Below are 12551 nucleotides of genomic sequence, written 5' to 3' on the forward strand. Positions count from 1 at the left end.
CGGGGTTGGCCCCGGTTGCGCAAGCGGCTAGGTCTTGGCCCGAACCCATGGCTCCCGCAGGGGGCAAGGCAGGAGGACCAAGCATGACCCTATCCGTTTATCTTTCCGGCGAGATCCACACAGACTGGCGCGAGCAGATCATCGAAGGCGCGCGCGATCTCAATCTGCGCTTTGATAGTCCGGTGACCGATCACGATTCCTCTGACGATTGCGGCGTGACGATCCTCGGGGCCGAGGACAACAAGTTCTGGCACGACCACAAGGGCGCCAAGCTGAACGCCATCCGCACCCGCAAGGGCATCGAGGACGCCGATGTGGTGGTGGTGCGTTTTGGTGAGAAATACAAACAGTGGAACGCGGCCTTTGATGCGGGCTATGCCGCTGCGCTGGGCAAGTCGATCATCGTGCTGAACCCGCCAGAGCACCAACACGCGCTGAAAGAGGTTCACGCAGCGGCACTGGCGGTGGCTGAAGAGCCGCGTCAGGTGGTGGAAATCCTGACCTATGTGCTGACGGGCAAGCTGCCTGCATGACGCCGGTTGTGCTGGAGAGCGACCGTCTGATCCTGCGCCCGCATGAGGTGCAGGATTTCGACGATCTCGCGCGCATGTGGGCGGAACCGAAAGTGGTGCGCTACATCACGGGCACCCCATCGACCGAGGAGGCCAGCTGGGCACGCCTGATGAAATATATCGGTCATTGGCAGATGCTCGGCTTTGGCTATTGGGCGGTGATCCTGCGCGACACTGGCGCATATGCCGGCGATGTCGGGTTTGCCGACTACAAACGTGCGCTAAAGCCCGGCCTCGATGGCGTGCCCGAGGCCGGCTGGGTGTTGTCACCGGAGGTGCATGGCCGCGGTGTCGCCACCGAGGCGGTTGCCCGCATACATGCCTGGGCGGATGAGCATCCGACGTGGCACCGCACATGTTGTATCTTTGATCCTGAACATCACGTGTCACAGAAGGTGGCGCTGCGGTTGGGGTATCGTCCAGAAGAGGCGCTTGGTCTCTATAACGACATGCCGACCCGGATCATGTATCGCGATATAAAGCGCTGAACGAAGGGATGGCGGGGGACTTTTTCGACAGTTTCCCGCACATCTATTCCGGCGCAGAAAGGGGGGGCGCCGAGGTCTGCAGCCACGCTTTCTTAATAAATCAAACGGATAGTTGATGCTTGGATCGCACCTTGAGTGTGATGTCTTTTTCCTGAACATTAACGTATGCCAATGCCGCCAGATATCCCTAGAATAGATCGCCGCGCGCGCGGTGCAGTTGCCCCGGAATATGAGGACAGCGGCCTTTTCAAGGGCGGTGTGATTCAGGTGCAGTTGGCGCTTGTGCCGGTGTTTGGGACCACCTCACGTGGGGATTGCTCCGCGCGCGGGTTCAACGCGGACGGTACGGAGGTGACGGTCGTCTTTGCCGGTCGTCGTCGGCCCCACTTCCAGGCGCTCTATACACAGCTGCGCTACATGTACGCGCAGGCACAGCACAAGGATGTGCTCCTGGGGGTGAAAATGCGCGATATCAATTCGATCCAGCTGCCGGTGCAATGTGAGGGATCATGGCGCGCGCAACGGCAGCAGGACGAGCAGGGGCAAGAGCAGCGCAGTCTGCATTTCATGGTAGCCCGCTGGGCCTTCCAGGCGCATGATGGCCAGACGCTGAAATTCGGCACAGCTCCGTTGTTGAGCAGCAAGCCGCAGGGCACGGCCGAGGCGAAACGCGACAGGCCATTGTCCTATTCCGATGTGTCCCCCGCCGGCAGGCAGGGGACCGTGTTTGGACGCTGAGACCCGGTCGGCTCAGCCTTCTTTCTGGATTTCCACGCTATGCGGATAGGGGATGGAGATGCCTTCGGCGTCGAACGCTTCTTTTACGCCCTGGATCATCGCCCATTTCAGCTCCCAGTAGTCACCGGCAGTGCACCACAGGCGGGTCGAAATATCGACTGAACTGTCGCCAAGGTTGGTCACCCGCACCCAGGGTTCGGGGTTCGACAGCACGCGGCCATCGGCCTCGGCCAGCCGCAGGATGATCGCCTTGGCCTTCTCAATGTCGTCGCCATAGTCGATGCCATAGGTGATATCGAGCCGCCGGGTATCATGCGCCGAGTAGTTGGTGATGATGGTGCCCCAGGCCTGACCGTTGGGAACAATGATCTGCACATTGTCCGGGGTCACCAGTTCGGTGACGAAGAGGTTCAGGTCCTTGACCGTGCCGGAGGTGCCACCGATGTCGACAAACTGGCCGAGCTTGTAGGGGCGGAACAGGATCAGCATGAAACCGGCAGCGATGTCGCTGAGGGTGCCCTGCAACGCCAGGCCAATGGCGAGGGTCGCAGCGCCGAGCATTGCGACGAGGCTCGTGGCCTCAATGCCAAAGATGCCAAGTACGGCGACCAGAACGATTGCCAGCAGGACCCAGCGCACCAGGCTTGCAACAAAGTTGCCCAGTGTTTCGTCGATCTGCGGTGTCTTGTTGATGCGGGTGCGCACCGCGCTTGAAATCAGGCCTGCGGCGATCCAGCCGAGCACCAGAACGATCAGCGCCTTTGTGCCGCTGACGACCAGTGGCCAATATGCGCCAGCCTGTTCGATTACATTTTCCATGTCAGTCCCCACGTTTCTCGTAGATCGCCGTGCAGGCCGGGGAATGCTCCGGCAAGGCACGGGGAGTGTTCGTCTTGGTGGGCAGAGGCTCTGCCCGTTTTGCCTCTCCTTAGTGCGTCAGTCTGCCGCGCGGAATCGAGAGGTTTTTAACGAAAACATAGGGGAATTTATCGAACGTGACCGCCAAACAGCGGTGTAGGGCGCAAAACGCGGCCCCCATGTCGAGGGCCGCGCTGAAAGATCGGACCTTAGGCGGCGTCGCGAAGGGCAAGTGTCGGCGACAACACATCGAGGCCCAGTGCCTTGCCAACGGCGTAGTAGGTCAGCTTGCCCGCATGCACGTTGAGCCCGTTGAGCAGGTGCGGATCATCCGCGCAGGCCTGTTTCCACCCCTTGTCCGCCAAGGCGAGCAGGAACGGCAACGTCGCATTGCCAAGCGCCTGCGTCGACGTGCGCGCCACGGCACCCGGCATATTCGCCACGCAATAGTGCATGATGCCGTCGACCTCGTAGATCGGGTCGGCATGGGTGGTCGCGCGGGAGGTCTCGAAACAGCCGCCCTGGTCGATGGCCACATCCACAAGCGCCGCACCCGGTTTCATCGCGGCAAGATCTGCGCGGGAAATCAGTTTGGGCGCAGCCGCACCGGGGATCAGCACCGCCCCGATCACCATGTCGGCTTCCTGGATCAGCTCTGCGGTGGCGCCGGCAGTGGAGTAGCGGTTCTTGAACGTGCCGCCAAAAACGTCATCAAGATACTTGAGCCGGGGCAGGGAGCGGTCGAGAACGGTCACATTCGCACCCATTCCGGCGGCAATCTTGGCGGCATGGGTGCCAACGACGCCACCGCCCACAACGACGACTTTGGCCGGGGCCACGCCGGGCACGCCGCCCATCAGCACACCGCGGCCTCCATTGGCCTTCTGCAGCGTCCAGGCACCGACCTGCGGGGCCAGACGGCCCGCGACTTCGGACATCGGCGACAGCAGCGGCAGGCCGCCGCGATCATCGGTCACGGTTTCATAGGCAATCGCTGTGCATCCCGAAGCCAGCAGGTCGTGGGTCTGATCCGGGTCGGGCGCGAGGTGCAGATAGGTGAACAGAAGCTGCCCCTCGCGCAGCATCTTGCGTTCACCGGACTGCGGCTCCTTTACCTTCACGATCATGTCGGCGCTGGCGAAGATCTCCTCGGCGGTGTCGATGATGACGGCACCGGCAGCGGTGTAATCATCGTCCGGGAAACCGGCGCCAAGGCCTGCTCCCTTCTGGATCAACACCTGATGGCCGTGGGCGCAGGCTTCCCGCGCGGCATCGGGCGTCATGCCAACGCGAAATTCTTGGGGTTTGATCTCCGTGGGGCATCCGATTTTCATGGGGTCTCCTCCGTTCCCTTTGGGGCAAAGTGTCGCAGTGTGCGGTTCAAAGGTGCTACTTTTTTGAGCGCTTTGAAAAGGTGACATTCGAAGTATCTTCGAATATGAGTGACGCTTACGCAAGAAAAGGTAGGTCATTTGGCGCTAGATCAATTGGATCGTCGAATCATGGCGGTCCTGCAGAAGCAGGGCAGGATGTCCAACGCCGAGCTGAGCGAGACCGTGAACCTCTCGGCCTCTGCCTGCCACCGGCGTGTTCAGCGTCTGGAGAGTGACGGCTATATTCGCAACTACGTGGCGTTGCTGGATGCGCGCAAGCTGGGCGTGCCGACAACGGTTTTTGTGGAGATCACCCTGCAGACCCAGGCTGATGAGGTGCTGGACGCGTTTGAAAAGGCGGTCGCACGCATCCCGGATGTGCTGGAATGCCACCTGATGGCCGGAACTGCGGATTACATCCTGAAGGTGGTGGCAGAGAATACCGATGACTTTGCCCGCATCCATCGCCAGCACCTGACCCGCCTGCCGGGTGTTGCACAGATGCAGTCGAGCTTTGCCCTGCGCACCGTGTTCAAGACCACCGCACTGCCGGTCACCTGACCTTGCCGGTGGAGCGGTGGTTGGCTACAATTTTTGGCTAAGAGACTGCGGCTGAGCCCGCCTATTTTCTGTCCGACGCTCGTTTTGGCGTCGAATTGTCAGGGAGGAGAGAAATTCCTCGGCCCTGATCGGCGTTTTTCGACCATCACGACGCCATCTGACACCAAAGGATTACATGCCGCCATTATGCGGTGACATAACCCTGTTGCATGAATAAGGAGACACAGTGTGAGCAGCGATCAGGAAAATACATCCTTCGAGTGGCTGGAAGCCGAGCTGCAGGACACGCTGGACGAGGACTTCGAAATCGAATTTGCCGAGCCCATGCTGTCCATGGAGCTGCGCAAGATCTACCGCGCCCAACATCCCGAGATGCTCGACCGCAAGGTCTACTTCCGCAACCTGCTGCGGTTGCAGGCAGAGTTGATCAAGGTGCAGGACTGGGTGCAGCACACCGGTGCCAAGGTCTGCATCCTGTTCGAGGGCCGCGACAGTGCCGGCAAGGGCGGTGTCATCAAACGCATCACCCAGCGGCTGAACCCGCGGGTGGCCCGGGTCGTGGCGCTGCCTGCACCAAGCCGCCGCGAGCAGAGCCAGTGGTATTTCCAGCGCTACGTGCCGCATCTGCCGGCGGCGGGCGAGATCGTGTTGTTCGACCGGTCCTGGTACAACCGTGCGGGTGTCGAGCGGGTGATGGGTTTTGCCGATGACGATCAGGTCGAACAGTTCTTTCAGGACGTTCCGGAATTTGAACGCATGCTGGTCCGTTCCGGCGTCATCCTGCTGAAATACTGGTTCTCGATCACCGACGAAGAGCAGCAGTTGCGATTCCTCATGCGCATCCACGATCCGATGAAACAGTGGAAACTGTCGCCGATGGATCTCGAAAGCCGCATCCGCTGGGAGCAATATACCAAGGCCAAGGAAGACATGTTCTTCCGCACCAATATCGATGAAGCACCCTGGTATATCGTCGAGGGCAACGACAAAAAGCGCGAACGCCTGAACTGTATCGAGCATTTGCTGACACGGATCCCCTATCACGACGTACCGAGCGAGAAGGTCACCCTGCCGGACCGGGAATATAACCCAAGCTATGAACGCCGGGTGCTGCCGGACGAGCTTTACGTGCCGAAGATCTACTGACCGGAGCGACCGCAGTCGCCTTCATCTTTTTCCAAATACCTCGGGGAGCGCGAGGGGCAGGGCCCCTCGCAAGGCGGCCAGCGGCAAACATCATGTTCTGGCAGACATGACAGGTCCGGACAAAATGAAACCCCCGGAGCGGAAGCCACGGGGGTTTTATTCTTAAACAGTATCCAGAAGCGACTGGAGACGGGCGAGGGGTCTTAGAGGAGACCTTCGCGCTGTGCTTTCTTGCGTGCCAGCTTGCGGGCACGGCGGATAGCTTCAGCTTTCTCGCGCGCTTTTTTCTCGGAGGGCTTCTCGAAATGTTGCTTGAGCTTCATTTCGCGGAAGACGCCTTCGCGCTGCAGCTTCTTCTTCAGGGCACGGAGCGCCTGGTCGACGTTGTTGTCGCGAACACTAACCTGCATGTGGTTTTCACCACCTTTCTAAGTTGAGTTGCAAGGATTTGCAGGAGCTGGCCGTATAGCAAGGCGGAACTAAATTGTCTAGTACTGGAGCCAACAAGACAGAGGAGCATGGGCGATATGGCGGAAAACCCAAGAGAATCTACGGATCAAGGGGCCGAATTACAGGATAGCCTGCTGGATGCAGCCTTGATGCATGTGGTGTTTGACGGCTGGAGCGCGGCGACCTGGGAGGCGGCCCTGGCTGATTCGGGCGTCGACCGGACGTTGGCGGAGGCGCTGTTCCCGCGTCGGGCGCTGGATCTTGCGGTGGCCTATCACAAGCGCGGTGACGCGCAGATGCTGCAGCGGCTTGCAGAGGCGGACCTTGGCAGTTTTCGCTTTCGCGACAAGGTGGCCGCCGCAGTGCGCTACCGGCTGGAGGTGGTTGGCGACATGGAGGCGGTGCGCCGCGGCGCGACGCTGTTTGCCATGCCGCAGCATGCTGCCGAGGGCACCCGGCTGATATGGGGCACGGCGGATGCGATCTGGACCGCGCTGGGCGATACCTCCGAGGATGTGAACTGGTACACCAAACGGGCAACCCTGTCGGGCGTCTATTCCTCCACCGTGCTGTTCTGGCTTGGCGATGACAGCCCGGAGCATCAGGCAACCTGGGACTTCCTCGACCGACGCATCGACAATGTGATGCAGGTTGAGACCTTGAAGGCCAGCGTCAACAAGAACCCGCTGCTGAAACCGCTGATGGCGGGGCCGAACTGGCTGATGAGCCACATTCGCGCCCCCAAGAGCCGTGAGGATCTTCCCGGTCGCTGGTCGCCCCGCGCCGACCGTTGAGCAGCCCGGCGGACGTCGCATTCGCGGGGCGTTGCGGATGTGGTGCTGCTTGGCCAATGGACGCCCGGGTGTTAGCTGTCGTGACAACTGCGACGAAAGGATAGACCCGATGCCCACAGCCCTTCCCGAGACCATGCGCGCCGTCGAGATTTCCGAACATGGCGCGCCGGATGTCCTGAAACCGGTGGAGCGCCCGTTGCCCGAGGCCCGGCATGGCGAGGTGGTGATCCGGGTGGCCTATGCCGGCGTCAACCGCCCCGATGCGCTGCAGCGCGCGGGGGCCTATGCGCCGCCCAAGGGGGCAAGTGATCTGCCGGGGCTGGAAGCCTCTGGCGAGATCGTCGCCATCGGTGCGGGCGTTACCGGCGTGAGTCTTGGCGACCGCGTCTGTGCCCTTCTGCCGGGTGGTGGCTACGCCGACTATGTCGCCACGCCGGCCGCCCATTGCCTGCCGATCCCCAAAGGGCTCGGCCTGAAAGAGGCCGCCTGCCTGCCGGAGACCTGTTTCACCGTCTGGTCCAATGTGGTGACACGCGGCGGGCTGACGGCGGGAGAGCGGTTCCTGGTGCATGGTGGCTCCTCCGGGATTGGCACCACCGCGATCCAGCTGGCCTCGGCGCTCGGGGCGCGGGTCTATGCAACCGCAGGCTCGGACGACAAATGCGCCGCCTGCGTGGGGCTCGGCGCGGAGGTGGCGATCAATTATCGCGACGAGGATTTCGTTGAAATCCTGAAGGCGGATGGCGGTGCCAATCTGATTCTGGACATGGTGGGTGGAGACTATATTCCCCGCAACATCAGGGCATTGGCGGATGATGGGCGATTGGTACACATCGCCTTCTTGCAAGGTCCGAAGGCGGAGCTGAACTTTGCCCAGATCATGGCGCGCCGACTGACGGTGACGGGCTCTACCCTGCGACCGCAAAGCGATCTGGCCAAGGCGCGGATTGCGCGGGATCTGGCGGAGGCGGTCTGGCCGCTGATCGAGGCGGGCAAGCTGCGGCCCGTGATGGATTCGACCTTCCCGCTGGCGGAGGCGGCGGCGGCGCATGCGCGGATGGAAGGCTCCACCCATATCGGGAAGATCGTGCTGGAAGTGGGCGGCGAGAGCTGACCACCCGTCCGGGGGCAGTCCCAGCGCCGCATTCTGGCGTCGGGGCTGTCTTGCGGGTTTATGTCACCGCGCGGCGATAGAAATGCCAAGTGGCGTGGCCGAGCAAGGGCACCACAAAGATCAGCCCGGCGAACAGCGGCACAGAGCCGATGAGCAGCGCCGCCCCGACCAGCAGCCCCCAGCACAGGCAGACAAAGCGGTTCTTGCGCATCACTTCCAGAGAGGTGGCCACGGCGACCGGCAGGCCAACGTGACGATCCAGCAGCAGCGGAAAAGACACGATGCTGATCGCAAGCGCTGCATAGGCCAGGATCGCACCGGTTGTGGTGCCGATGATCATCATCGTCCAGCCCGGCCCGGTGGTGAACACGTCGGTCGCAAAGCTACTGAGAGATGATGGGGCGTCGGGGCCCAGCGTGGCGGCAAAGATGGCCTGTGCCACCATGATCCAGATGACGAAGAGCGCCGCGAGGTAGAAGGCCAGCATCAGGATGGATGCAAAGGCTGGAGAGCGCAGGACGGCAAAGGCCGACATCCAGCTCGCGCTCTCGCCCGCTTCGCGGCGGCGGGACATTTCATAAAGGCCGATGGCGGCGGCAGGGCCGACGATCGCAAAGCCCATCACCATGGGCAGCAGTAGTGGCAGCACCGCAAGGTGAAACCCGCTCATGATCATGGCGATGCCAATCAGCGGGTAGATAAAGACAAGGAACATCGCATCCGACCGCGCCGCCTTGAAATCCTGCCAGCCATCGCGCAGGGCTGCGGAAATGTCGCTGAGGTCAAGTGTGCGGACCTGTGGTGTTGCGCTGTCCTCGCTGCGTATCTCGTCAATGGCATCGGCTGTGCCGTGGCTGGCGGATCGCAGCGACTGAAACACCCAGCTTGCCGGGTTTCCGATGGTCTTTGGGGCGACTTCTGACATGGCTTGGCTCCTCCTGTGGCTCGCCGGGGCGTGCCGCGCGGAACAGCAGGGTCAAAGCCGGGACCGGTGGCCAAGAGCTTGCGGACATGGCGCATCGGGTCTCGGTCGGTCCCGGTGGGGGTCCCCACGATTGGGCCTTCGCGCGGCATGTCGTGCGATCAGCGTAACACGCCCGGACGTGTTTGTCTGTCACAGTTGCGGGAGCGCGGGTGAACGGGAGGCCTAGCGCACCGGCTCGAAGACCGCATCCTTGAGTGCGCAATCGCGGATGGTATCGCGACCACAGGGCACCGGGGTCAGGTCGCGGGACAGGCAGACACGCGCCTCCTGAATGAAGCCGTCACGGCAGGTGATGGTCAGGCTGTCGCGAGAGAGCTGCGGGTTGGCTTTCAGGAAAGCCTCTTCCACAACGGAGGCCGGGAGTTTTACCGGCTTGTCCAGACGGCGGAAAATCTCTGGCCGGGTGATGCTTTGATAGGCGGTGCGCGAGAGGTCGTAGTAGCTGCGGGCCGACAGGCCGGTACAGGTGCCGTGCTTTTTCCACTGATGCCAGGCGAGGCCGGAGGTGCCCATGATATCGCCCATCTTGCTGGTCTGGCGACGGGTCGGCGGCGTTTCGGTGGTGCGGCAGTAGCTGGGCCAGCCCTGGTGAAACTGGGGCCAGAGCCCGTGCAGGGTCCAGCCGTAATCATGCCGTGAATCGCATTGCTTGGAGCCCTTTGCATCGCCCTCGGTTGCACACCAGTTGGGCGACCAGCTGAGTGCCATGACATAGTAGTCAAAGACGCCCGCTCGCTCGCCATCGGCCTGCGCAGGCGTGGTCAACAGGGCAAAAGCTGCCAAAATAGTGAAGAAATGCCCGCGCATTCGCCTCTTTCCTTATGGTTTCAAGGCGACTATATAGACCTGAAGTTCCCCGACAACGGAAACCCGCCCCGAAGATCCGGGGAAGCCGATTTAAGGCGACGGGAGAGGTTTATCCGCGAGATGTCCGGTTTGGGGACAGACGTGTTTAAAGGAGTAGAGCACATGGCAAAACCGTTGATGGCCAAGGCGACCGCCGTGTGGCTGGTGGACAATACCACGATCAGCTTCAAGCAGATCGCCGATTTTGTTGGCATGCATGAGCTGGAAATTCAGGGCATCGCGGATGGCGATGTGGCCTCTGGTGTGAAGGGGTTTGACCCGGTTGCCAACAGCCAGCTGACGCAGGACGAGATCGCGACCGCCGAGAACAATCCGCTGCACAAGCTGAAGCTGAAGTTCAACGCCGCCGCCGCAGGCGAGGAAAAGCGCCGCGGACCGCGCTATACGCCGCTGTCCAAGCGCCAAGACCGCCCGAACTCGATCCTGTGGCTGGTGAAGTTCCACCCGGAACTGGCCGATGCGCAGATTGCAAAGCTGGTGGGCACCACCAAGCCGACGATCCAGTCGATTCGTGAGCGCACGCACTGGAACATCTCCAACATGGAGCCGATCGATCCGGTCGCGCTGGGCCTGTGCAAGCAGTCCGAGCTGGATGCCGCCGTGCAGAAGGCCGCCCAGAAACGCGCGGCCGAAGGTGGCGTGATGAGCGATGACGAGCGTCGCAAGCTGGTGTCTACCGAGCAGTCGCTGGAGATGGACGCAGAGCCGAAGATGCCCACCGCGATCGAAGGTCTGGAGACCTTTACCCTCGGCTCGTCCGAGGAGAAGAAGGAAGAGCCGATCCCGGATGCGGACAGCTTCTTCAACCTGCCCTCCGGTGGGGATGAGGATGACGAGGACGACGATAGCGACGATCCGCGCTACTAAAAGACCGCATGCGTCAGGCCTCGCCCCAAGTGGGGCCGGGCCAGTCAAAACTTGATGTGAAGCGCCGCAGAGCCTCCGGGCCTGCGGCGTTTTTTTGGCTCTTGCCAATTCCTGACTGAATAAGTAGGAAAAGGCACCCAGCCTCCCCGGCGCCATGCAGCGACGGATCTGCCCGGTTTTGATGTGAACACTCTGCCCGTGCCAGATACGCATTGCGGGCGGGGCAGGCAGACAGAGGGCACAGCTATGACACTGCAGGTTTCGATCACCCCCGAGCTGGCGCAAGCGCCTTTGGTGACATTTGGTTTTGACAGCTTTGAGGTGCGGCTGGTGTCGGTGATGCGCCACTTCGTGACCGCCGCAAATGCACCCGGCAGCCAGGCGTGGCATCGCGGCTTTGTCATCGCGGCGGAAAACTGGGGCGAGACACATGGGCTGGCGGTGGCGCATGCGCTCTGGCCCGTGGTGCGCGAGGTGCTGGCGCTGCGGCAGGGGGATTTTGCCTTTAACGATCCGCTGGACCTCGACACGCGGGATTTGCTGACTGCGGATGAGGCGCAGTTCATTGCGATGCTGCATCATATGCGCCGCGATGAGACCGGCAAGGCACGCGATGCGGTTGATGCGCTGACGCGAGGGCAGATGGACCCGGAGCTGATCCGCGCCGGGCTGTCCTTTGCCGATCGGTTCCCCTCCGGCGCGCGGCATCGTTTGCGCGGAACGCCAAGTCTGCGTGTGGTGCAATAGAGACGTCTGCTCGCTGATAGCGCATGACATTGGTGGATTTGCGGCGGGCGGGCATGAAAGCGGCCTCAGCAGCCTTGCACGACCGGGGCGCGGGTAGTAGGCATTTCGCCAACGCAAGTCCCGGGAGGCGTTGAGAATGGACGATCCAAAAACCCTGGTTTCCACCGACTGGCTGGCCGCGCATCTGAAGGATCCCGATCTTCGGATTCTGGATGCATCCTGGTACCTGCCGCAGATGGAACGTGATGCCAAGGCCGAGTATGAGGCCGGACATATTCCTGGCGCACGCTTCTTCGACATAGATGACATTTCCGACCATCGGTCGGACCTGCCGCACATGGCTCCGCCCGTGGAGAAATTCATGTCGCGCCTGCGCGCCTTGGGTGTCGGCGATGGGCACCAGGTGGTGATTTATGACGGCGCGGGCCTGTTTTCGGCGGCGCGCGTTTGGTGGCTGTTCCGCCTTATGGGGCAGCTGAATGTTGCGGTGCTGGATGGCGGTCTGCCGAAATGGAAGGCCGAAGAGCGTCCGTTGGAAGACCTGCCGCCGGTGATCCGCGACCGCCACATGACGGTGCGGGTGCAGAACCAGCTGGTGCGTGACGTCACACAGGTGTCCTCTGCCGCTAAGCTGGGCGATCACGAGATCATCGACGCCCGCGCAGCCGACCGGTTCCGCGGCGACGCACCAGAGCCCCGTCCGGGCATGCGAGCGGGTCATATTCCCGGCTCGAAGAACGTGCCCTTCACCACGCTTTTGAACGACAATGGCACCATGAAGGCCCCGGACGCGCTGCGCGCGATCTTTGAGGGCGCCGGTGTCGACCTTGGCAAACCTGCCATCACCTCTTGCGGATCGGGGGTCACTGCTGCCGTGCTGAGCCTCGCCATGGAGCGCATGGGCAAGCACGACCACGCGCTCTATGACGGATCCTGGTCCGAATGGGGCGCCTTTCCGACCCTTCCCGTTGCAACCGGAGACAACTAAGAC

General features: G+C 61.9%; 15 protein-coding genes. 10 read left to right on the plus strand and 5 right to left on the minus strand.

Annotated elements, in window-relative coordinates; genetic code table 11:
- The first annotated feature begins 83 nt into the window (after nucleotides 1-83).
- From R1T40_RS18515 to R1T40_RS18525, 3 genes are all read left to right on the plus strand, one after another.
- On the plus strand, nucleotides 84-533 hold the full coding sequence (locus tag R1T40_RS18515) for a YtoQ family protein (protein ID WP_317385187.1): 450 nt from the start codon (nucleotides 84-86) through the stop codon (nucleotides 531-533).
- Entirely contained in the window at nucleotides 530-1060 is a 531-nt protein-coding gene (locus R1T40_RS18520) for a GNAT family N-acetyltransferase (protein ID WP_317385188.1), read from the plus strand. Before R1T40_RS18515 ends, R1T40_RS18520 begins: the two co-directional genes overlap by 4 nt.
- 165 nt (nucleotides 1061-1225) lie before the next feature.
- Nucleotides 1226-1798, plus strand: coding sequence for a hypothetical protein (locus R1T40_RS18525; RefSeq protein WP_317385189.1), 573 nt, complete (start codon nucleotides 1226-1228; stop codon nucleotides 1796-1798).
- Nucleotides 1799-1810: 12 nt separating this feature from the next.
- Here R1T40_RS18525 and R1T40_RS18530 read toward each other — a convergent pair whose 3' ends face one another.
- Together R1T40_RS18530 and ald are read right to left on the minus strand one after the other, a co-directional pair.
- Entirely contained in the window at nucleotides 1811-2617 is an 807-nt protein-coding gene (locus tag R1T40_RS18530) for a mechanosensitive ion channel family protein (RefSeq protein WP_317385190.1), read from the minus strand.
- A 248-nt stretch (nucleotides 2618-2865) separates the two neighbouring features.
- Nucleotides 2866-3990, minus strand: a complete 1125-nt coding sequence (gene ald / locus R1T40_RS18535; protein WP_317385191.1) for an alanine dehydrogenase — start codon at nucleotides 3988-3990, stop codon at nucleotides 2866-2868.
- A gap of 138 nt (nucleotides 3991-4128) precedes the next feature.
- On the opposite strand from ald, the gene R1T40_RS18540 reads away from it, so the two are divergent.
- On the plus strand, nucleotides 4129-4590 hold the full coding sequence (locus R1T40_RS18540) for an Lrp/AsnC family transcriptional regulator (RefSeq protein WP_106164188.1): 462 nt from the start codon (nucleotides 4129-4131) through the stop codon (nucleotides 4588-4590).
- Between the two features lie 228 nt (nucleotides 4591-4818).
- The gene (ppk2, locus tag R1T40_RS18545; protein WP_106164189.1) at nucleotides 4819-5736 is read left to right on the plus strand and encodes a polyphosphate kinase 2; all 918 of its coding nucleotides are present in this window, start codon (nucleotides 4819-4821) and stop codon (nucleotides 5734-5736) included.
- Nucleotides 5737-5939: 203 nt separating this feature from the next.
- Here the strand turns inward: ppk2 and rpsU are convergent, their stop codons facing one another.
- On the minus strand, nucleotides 5940-6146 hold the full coding sequence (gene rpsU / locus R1T40_RS18550) for a 30S ribosomal protein S21 (RefSeq protein ID WP_005614280.1): 207 nt from the start codon (nucleotides 6144-6146) through the stop codon (nucleotides 5940-5942).
- Between the two features lie 117 nt (nucleotides 6147-6263).
- Here rpsU and R1T40_RS18555 point away from each other — a divergent pair, with 117 nt between their 5' ends.
- Both R1T40_RS18555 and R1T40_RS18560 read left to right on the plus strand, forming a co-directional pair.
- Entirely contained in the window at nucleotides 6264-6980 is a 717-nt protein-coding gene (locus R1T40_RS18555) for a COQ9 family protein (protein WP_317385192.1), read from the plus strand.
- A gap of 109 nt (nucleotides 6981-7089) precedes the next feature.
- Nucleotides 7090-8094 (plus strand): NAD(P)H-quinone oxidoreductase, encoded by a 1005-nt coding sequence (locus R1T40_RS18560; RefSeq protein ID WP_317385193.1) that lies wholly within the window; start codon nucleotides 7090-7092, stop codon nucleotides 8092-8094.
- 58 nt (nucleotides 8095-8152) lie between these two features.
- Here R1T40_RS18560 and R1T40_RS18565 read toward each other — a convergent pair whose 3' ends face one another.
- Nucleotides 8153-9019, minus strand: a complete 867-nt coding sequence (locus tag R1T40_RS18565; RefSeq protein ID WP_317385194.1) for a DUF2189 domain-containing protein — start codon at nucleotides 9017-9019, stop codon at nucleotides 8153-8155.
- Nucleotides 9020-9241: 222 nt separating this feature from the next.
- Nucleotides 9242-9886 (minus strand): ribonuclease T2, encoded by a 645-nt coding sequence (locus tag R1T40_RS18570; RefSeq protein WP_317385195.1) that lies wholly within the window; start codon nucleotides 9884-9886, stop codon nucleotides 9242-9244.
- A gap of 162 nt (nucleotides 9887-10048) precedes the next feature.
- On the opposite strand from R1T40_RS18570, the gene R1T40_RS18575 reads away from it, so the two are divergent.
- From R1T40_RS18575 to sseA, 3 genes are all read left to right on the plus strand, one after another.
- A complete protein-coding gene (locus R1T40_RS18575; protein ID WP_106164193.1) occupies nucleotides 10049-10813 on the plus strand; it encodes a DUF1013 domain-containing protein in 765 nt (254 codons plus the stop codon).
- A gap of 246 nt (nucleotides 10814-11059) precedes the next feature.
- The gene (locus R1T40_RS18580; protein ID WP_106164194.1) at nucleotides 11060-11560 is read left to right on the plus strand and encodes a hypothetical protein; all 501 of its coding nucleotides are present in this window, start codon (nucleotides 11060-11062) and stop codon (nucleotides 11558-11560) included.
- A 136-nt stretch (nucleotides 11561-11696) separates the two neighbouring features.
- Nucleotides 11697-12548: a 3-mercaptopyruvate sulfurtransferase gene (gene sseA / locus R1T40_RS18585; RefSeq protein ID WP_106164195.1), complete on the plus strand. Its 852-nt coding sequence runs from the start codon at nucleotides 11697-11699 to the stop codon at nucleotides 12546-12548.
- Nucleotides 12549-12551: the final 3 nt, after the last annotated feature.

Source organism: Tritonibacter scottomollicae (assembly GCF_032924845.1).
GTDB lineage: Bacteria > Pseudomonadota > Alphaproteobacteria > Rhodobacterales > Rhodobacteraceae > Epibacterium > Epibacterium scottomollicae.

Coding starts and splice junctions, on each gene's coding strand:
- R1T40_RS18515 (WP_317385187.1), top strand. CDS start 84: ATGACCCTATCCGTTTATCTTTCCGGCGAGATCCACACAGACTGGCGC.
- R1T40_RS18520 (WP_317385188.1), top strand. CDS start 530: ATGACGCCGGTTGTGCTGGAGAGCGACCGTCTGATCCTGCGCCCGCAT.
- R1T40_RS18525 (WP_317385189.1), top strand. CDS start 1,226: ATGCCAATGCCGCCAGATATCCCTAGAATAGATCGCCGCGCGCGCGGT.
- R1T40_RS18530 (WP_317385190.1), bottom strand. CDS start 2,617: ATGGAAAATGTAATCGAACAGGCTGGCGCATATTGGCCACTGGTCGTC.
- ald (WP_317385191.1), bottom strand. CDS start 3,990: ATGAAAATCGGATGCCCCACGGAGATCAAACCCCAAGAATTTCGCGTT.
- rpsU (WP_005614280.1), bottom strand. CDS start 6,146: ATGCAGGTTAGTGTTCGCGACAACAACGTCGACCAGGCGCTCCGTGCC.
- R1T40_RS18555 (WP_317385192.1), top strand. CDS start 6,264: ATGGCGGAAAACCCAAGAGAATCTACGGATCAAGGGGCCGAATTACAG.
- R1T40_RS18560 (WP_317385193.1), top strand. CDS start 7,090: ATGCCCACAGCCCTTCCCGAGACCATGCGCGCCGTCGAGATTTCCGAA.
- R1T40_RS18565 (WP_317385194.1), bottom strand. CDS start 9,019: ATGTCAGAAGTCGCCCCAAAGACCATCGGAAACCCGGCAAGCTGGGTG.
- R1T40_RS18570 (WP_317385195.1), bottom strand. CDS start 9,886: ATGCGCGGGCATTTCTTCACTATTTTGGCAGCTTTTGCCCTGTTGACC.
- R1T40_RS18575 (WP_106164193.1), top strand. CDS start 10,049: ATGGCAAAACCGTTGATGGCCAAGGCGACCGCCGTGTGGCTGGTGGAC.
- R1T40_RS18580 (WP_106164194.1), top strand. CDS start 11,060: ATGACACTGCAGGTTTCGATCACCCCCGAGCTGGCGCAAGCGCCTTTG.
- sseA (WP_106164195.1), top strand. CDS start 11,697: ATGGACGATCCAAAAACCCTGGTTTCCACCGACTGGCTGGCCGCGCAT.